The organism is Anaerotignum sp. (assembly GCF_031981185.1).
In the GTDB taxonomy this organism is placed as follows: domain Bacteria; phylum Bacillota; class Clostridia; order Lachnospirales; family Anaerotignaceae; genus Chakrabartyella.
This window is the reverse complement of the sequence record NZ_DALYUL010000004.1, coordinates 169,187-169,932: the sequence shown is the minus strand read 5'-3', so window position 1 is coordinate 169,932 and position 746 is coordinate 169,187. Positions and strand designations below refer to the sequence as shown.

2 tRNA genes are annotated in these 746 nt (G+C 36.2%); both read right to left on the bottom strand.

The features are described 5' to 3' along the window. Positions 1 to 172: 172 nt before the first annotated feature. Positions 173 to 263: transfer RNA gene (locus tag RTK36_RS03685), tRNA-Ser, on the bottom strand. 43 nt (positions 264 to 306) lie between these two features. Next, positions 307 to 392: transfer RNA gene (locus RTK36_RS03680), tRNA-Ser, on the bottom strand. Positions 393 to 746: the final 354 nt, after the last annotated feature.

The following is a 746-nucleotide window of genomic DNA, read 5'->3' as shown; positions in this document are numbered from 1 at the left end:
GAATTGACTATGGGTTGTGTGTTTGTATCTCTACTGTTTAGTTTTCAAGGATCAAGTCGCTTTTTCAGCGGCGAAGATTATCTTATCAGATTCTCTTCATCTTGTCAAGCACTTTTTAACTTGTTTTTCGAAAGTTCATTTTTTTCAAAATGCCACTTCCGTTGAGTTAAAATGGCGGAGAAGGAGGGATTTGAACCCTCGCGCCGCGTTAACGACCTATCCGCTTTCCAGGCGAACCCCTTCAACCACTTGGGTACTTCTCCATAATGATCTCAATCAAAAAATGCTATTATTAAATTGTAACAACGGAGAGAGTGGGATTCGAACCCACGGCTCCTTTCGGAGTCACTGGTTTTCAAGACCAGCTCCTTAAACCACTCGGACATCTCTCCATATGGGTTTTCAACGCTTTTCTTGAGCAGCGAAACCTTTAATATTATATCCATGTAGATACCATATTGTCAAGAACTTTTTCTACTCTTTTTTCACTTTTTCGCCTCTGTTATTTTTACATCAGCGGCGGTGCTACTTAATATATCTTAAAATCACCTTCTTGTCAACCCAATTATTCATTTTTTTGACAACTTTTATCTTTTTTTTGCTTTTTCTGTTACTTTACAGAGAATACGTCCATTTCCTAACATAATATCTTACCTTTTAGGGTGGCTTTTATATTGAATGAATGCTACAATATAAAAATCTATATCATTAAAAATTGGTTATAATAATGAATAGCCAATCTATCT